At 67.1% G+C, this 4,958-nt stretch carries 4 protein-coding genes; 2 read left to right on the top strand and 2 right to left on the bottom strand.

Annotation, left to right across the window (positions count from 1 at the left end; all coding sequences use genetic code 11):
• Positions 1-2,866: FAD-binding and (Fe-S)-binding domain-containing protein (locus JMF90_RS23880; RefSeq protein WP_201325503.1), on the top strand; the 2,866-nt coding region annotated here is incomplete at its 5' end.
• A gap of 86 nt (positions 2,867-2,952) precedes the next feature.
• Here JMF90_RS23880 and JMF90_RS23875 read toward each other — a convergent pair.
• Positions 2,953-3,255, bottom strand: coding sequence for a hypothetical protein (locus JMF90_RS23875; RefSeq protein WP_006481030.1), 303 nt, complete (start codon positions 3,253-3,255; stop codon positions 2,953-2,955).
• A gap of 84 nt (positions 3,256-3,339) precedes the next feature.
• Positions 3,340-4,494 (bottom strand): branched-chain amino acid ABC transporter substrate-binding protein, encoded by a 1,155-nt coding sequence (locus JMF90_RS23870; RefSeq protein WP_006481031.1) that lies wholly within the window; start codon positions 4,492-4,494, stop codon positions 3,340-3,342.
• A 247-nt stretch (positions 4,495-4,741) separates the two neighbouring features.
• Between JMF90_RS23870 and JMF90_RS40210 the strand changes: the two genes are divergently transcribed.
• On the top strand, positions 4,742-4,958 hold a 217-nt coding region (locus JMF90_RS40210; RefSeq protein ID WP_236598026.1), incomplete at its 3' end, for a hypothetical protein.

Genomic DNA, 4,958 nt, shown 5'->3' with positions numbered 1-4,958 from the left:
TGACGTGCAGCTGCTGGCCCGACTGCTGGCCGAACCCGCGCACCGCGACGTCGCGGTGGCCGCGCGCGGCGGCGGCACCGGCACCAACGGGCAGTCGCTGACCGACGGCATCGTCGTCGACCTGTCGCGCAACATGAACCGGATCCTCGAAATCAACGCGCAAGCGCGGTGGGTGCGCGTCGAGGCGGGCGTCGTCAAGGATCAGCTCAATGCGGCGTTGAAGCCGCACGGGCTGTTCTTCGCGCCGGAGCTGTCGACGTCGAACCGTGCGACCGTCGGCGGGATGATCAACACCGACGCGAGCGGACAGGGCAGCTGCACGTACGGCAAGACGCGCGATCACGTGCTCGAACTCGATTTCGTGCTGATGGGCGGCGAGCGGCTGCGCAGCGACGCGCTCGACGATGAAGAACTGGCGCGCCGCTGCGCGCGGCAGGACCGCGTCGGCAAGGTGTATCGCACCGCGCGGCGCATCAGCGACGACAAGGCGGCGCTGATCGACGCGAAATTTCCGAAGCTCAACCGCTGCCTGACCGGCTATGACCTCGCGCACCTGCGCGAACCCGACGGCCGCTTCAACCTGAACAGCGTGCTGTGCGGCGCGGAAGGGTCGCTCGGCTTCGTCGTCGAGGCGAAGCTCAACGTGCTGCCGATTCCGAAATATTCGGTGCTGGTCAACGTGCGCTACGCGGGCTTCATGGACGCGCTGCGCGATGCGCGCGCGCTGCTCGAGCTCGCGCCGCTGTCGATCGAGACGGTCGACTCGAAGGTGCTGATGCTCGCGATGAAGGACTTCGTGTGGAGCAGCGTGGCCGAGTATTTCCCGCAGGACGACGCGCGTCCGACGCTCGGCATCAACCTGATCGAATTCAGCGGCGACGACGAACGCGACGTCGATGCACGCGTGCGTGCGTTCGTCGAGCATCTGCGCACCGATACGAGCGTGGAGCGTCTCGGCCATACGCTCGCGGCCGGCGACGACGCGGTGAAGCGCGTGTATGCGATGCGCAAGCGCGCGGTCGGCCTGCTCGGCAACGTGCAGGGCGAGGCGCGTCCGCAGCCGTTCGTCGAGGACACCGCGGTGCCGCCCGAGAATCTCGCCGCGTACATCGCCGAATTCCGCGCGCTGCTCGACGGCCACGGGCTGCAGTACGGGATGTTCGGCCACGTCGATGCCGGCGTGCTGCACGTGCGCCCGGCGCTCGACATGAAGGACCCGAAGCAGGCCGCGCTGGTGCGGCCCGTGTCGGATGCGGTGGCCGAGCTCACGCAGCGCCATGGTGGCCTGTTATGGGGCGAGCACGGCAAGGGCGTGCGCTCCGAATATGCGCCGGCGTTTTTCGGCGAGCTGTATCCGTCGCTGCAGCAGCTGAAGGCCGCGTTCGATCCGCACAACCAGTTCAACCCGGGCAAGATCGCGACGCCGCCGGACCCCACGCTGCGGCTGCTGAAGATCGACGAGGTGCCGACGCGCGGCGAACACGACCGGCAGATCGACGAGCGCGTGTGGCAAAGCTACGGCACCGCGATGCATTGCAACGGCAACGGCGCGTGCTACAACTTCGATCCGGACGACGCGATGTGCCCGTCGTGGAAGGCGACGCGCGAACGCGTGCAGTCGCCGAAGGGGCGCGCGTCGCTGATGCGCGAATGGTTGCGTCTGCAAGGGCAGGCCGGCGTCGACGTCGTCGCGGCGGCGCGCACGCGGCAGCCGTTCCTGCGCGGGCTGGCCGAGCGCTGGCGCAACAGCCGCAACGCCCGCAACGCCCGCGATGGCGACGCGGATTTCTCGCACGAGGTGTACGACGCGATGGCCGGGTGCCTCGCATGCAAGTCGTGCGCGGGGCAGTGCCCGGTCAAGGTCAACGTGCCCGAGTTTCGCTCGCGCTTTCTCGAGCTGTATCACCAGCGTTACCTGCGGCCGTTGCGCGACTACCTGATCGGCTCGCTCGAATTCACGATGCCGTGGATGGCGCGCGTGCCCGCTGTGTACAACGGGCTGATGGGCGCCGGCTGGGTGAGGACGCTGCTCGAGCGCCAGGTCGGCATGGTCGACAGCCCGCTGCTGAGCCGCTTCGATCTCGCGGCCGTGATCCGCGCATGGCGCGTGAAGCCGGCCGACCCGCATGCGCTCGCCGCGCTGAGCGAGGCGCAGCGCGCGCGCAGCGTCGTCATCGTGCAGGACACGTTCACGCGCTATTTCGATACCGAGCAACTGGCGACGCTGATCGAGCTGGCGGCGCGCCTGGGCTTTCAGGTGTGGCTCGCGCCGCTCGCGCCGAACGGCAAGGCGCTACACGTGCAGGGCTTTCTTCACGCATTCGAAAAGGCGGCGATCCGCAACGCGACGCAACTGGCCGCACTGGCGCGCTCGGGTGTCGCGCTGGTCGGCCTCGATCCGGCGATGACGCTCACGTATCGGCAGGAATACCTGAAGGTGACCGGGCTCGCCGACGTGCCGAAGGTCGCGCTGCCGCAGGAATGGTTGCTGGATGCGCTGCCGCAAGCGGGTGCGGGCGGGGCAACGGTTCCATACCGGTTGCTGCCGCACTGCACCGAAAGAACCAATGCGCCCGACAGCGGCAAGCAATGGGCGCAGGTGTTCGCGCGTCGCGGGCTGCGCTTGCAGGTTCAGGCGACCGGGTGCTGCGGGATGTCGGGCACGTACGGGCACGAGGCGCGCAATCTCGCGACGTCGAAGACGATCTATGCGCAGTCGTGGGCCGCGCACGTCGACGGGGCGCAGCAGGAGGGCGAGGCGCTGGCGACCGGGTATTCGTGTCGCAGCCAGGTGAAACGCCTGTCGTCGAAGCAGGTGCGCCATCCGCTGCAGGCGCTGCTCGATCATGTGCGGGCGGTGGGGTGATGCTGTAGCGGTGCAGCCCGTAAGGGCGCGTCCCTCGCGCGTCGAGCGGCAATCCCCGTGCCGCTTTCGACCTGGGCCAGCGCTGGTCAGGCGTCGGCTTTCGCCGCTTTCCGCGAGCGCGGTTTTTCCGCTGCGGGAAGCACGCCGACGCCGCGCGGCCGTTTCGGCTCGATCCGCATTTGCCGGATCACGCGCCGGAAGTCGATCTCGTGCGCGGCCAGCGTACCGATCAGTTTCGCGATGACCGCGAGGTGGGAAGGGACGGTGCCCTTGCTCGAATAGTTGGTGATCGAACTTTCGTTCATCCGGATCAGGCGGGCGAACTCGCGCGCCGTCAACTGCGCCTTCTTCAACTCCTGTTGGAATTCCGCATACGCCATTGCACACATGATGCTTCGTCTCCGTGAATCGGTATTCTGCCCGCGCGGCGGCGCCGACGGGTGGCGTTCCCGTCGTGCCGGCGCCGCGTCGGATTACATCTTCACCTGGTCGAGGAAGGTCTTCTTGCCGCCCTTGTAGCCGTAGATCGAGATGATCCCGTGCGTCAGGTCGCCCTTCGCGTCGAACGTCGTCGTGCCGATCACGCCGTCGTACTTCGTCGCCGGCATTGCCGCGAGGATCTTCGCCGGGTCGGTCGAGTTCGCGCGCTTCATCGCATCGACCACGATGTAGACCGCGTCATACGCGAACGGCGCATCGAACTTGATGCCCTGGTTGAAGCGCTTCTGGTACTTCGCGAGGAAGCCCGCGCCGCCCGGCATCTTCTCGAGCGCCGCGCCTGCCTGCGAGCAGAGCACGTTGTCGGCCGCCGGGCCGGCCAGTTCGGCCAGCGAATCGGTGCATACGCCGTCGCCGGACAGGATCTTCGCGCGCAGGCCGAGCTGCTTCGCCTGCTTCGCGAGCGGGCCGCCGGTGGCGTCCATGCCGCCGTACATGATCGCGTCGGGGTTCTCGCCCTTGATCTTCGTCAGGATCGCGCGGAAGTCGACCGCCTTGTCGTTGGTCGCGTCGTGCGACAGCACCTTCAGGCCGAGCGCCTTCGCCTTCTTCTCGAACTCGTTCGCGAGACCCTGGCCGTACGCGGTCGAATCGTCGACCACCGCCACGCTCTTCACGCCCTTCGACTGCGCGTAGCTCGCGAGCGCGGGGCCCTGCTGCGCGTCGGTGGCGACCACACGGTAGGTCGTCTTGAAGCCTTGCTGCGTGTAGGTCGGGTTCGTGGCCGACGGCGAGATCTGCACGATGCCCGCGTCGCTGTAGATCTTCGACGCCGGAATCGACGTGCCCGAGTTCAGGTGGCCGATGACGGCGACGACCTTGTCGTCGACGAGCTTCTGCGCAACCTGGGTGGCCTGGCGCGGGTCGGCCGCGTCATCCTGCGCGTCGAATTGCAGCGTGATCTTCTTGCCGCCGATCGTCAGGCCCTTCGCGTTGATTTCCTCGACCGCGAGGCGCGCGCCGTTCTCATTGTCCTTGCCGAGGTGCGAGATACCGCCCGTCGTCGGTTCGACGCTGCCGATCTTCACGACCTGGTCGGCCATCGCGCTCGACGCGGCCGCGAACGCGGCGGCTGCCAGTGCAACGGTGATCAGGGGTTTGCAGCGCATGCCGACAGTGCTTCGTTCCATCTGCCATCTCCGGATTGAATGTCTTTCTATTGACGTCTCGACTGGCCGGCTGCGGGGCCGGGGCGGTCGGACGAGTCTCCATACCCATCATGGGCTTCACTTGCATGGCGCCCGGCCGACAGACCTGCGTTGCCGCTGGACGTCATGCAATCGTATGAATATATATGAAGCCGCTTTTGCGCGCTGCGGCGAATCCCGCAGCGGGCCGGCGCGGCACCGGTCGACGCCCGGCCGTCGAAGGCTCCGGATGCCGGAAATCGTGCACTGCGGCGAGCCGCAGGTTGCGATTCGCTGTCGTCGGCCTTACGGCCGCATCCATTATTCGGCCGGTCGCCGCGACGAAGCCATGGACACTGACGCGCGGTCAATCGGGAACTGTTCGGTCGATTTGTCTGCACAGTTTGGTCACTCGAGAATCGCGTATCCGGTTTCGAGGTCATGCTTCATCAAGCGCGATTGCTGTA

Origin of the sequence: Burkholderia sp. E168m23, from assembly GCF_016586125.1 — a bacterium.
GTDB classification, from domain to species: domain Bacteria; phylum Pseudomonadota; class Gammaproteobacteria; order Burkholderiales; family Burkholderiaceae; genus Burkholderia; species Burkholderia orbicola.
The sequence above is the reverse complement of the archived record's forward strand: the minus strand, read 5'-3'. Positions and strand labels throughout refer to the sequence as shown.

What these genes read in the sequence shown, in the direction of transcription:
- JMF90_RS23875 (WP_006481030.1), bottom strand. Translation starts at nt 3,255, where the DNA reads ATGTGTGCAATGGCGTATGCGGAATTCCAACAGGAGTTGAAGAAGGCG.
- JMF90_RS23870 (WP_006481031.1), bottom strand. Translation starts at nt 4,494, where the DNA reads ATGGAACGAAGCACTGTCGGCATGCGCTGCAAACCCCTGATCACCGTT.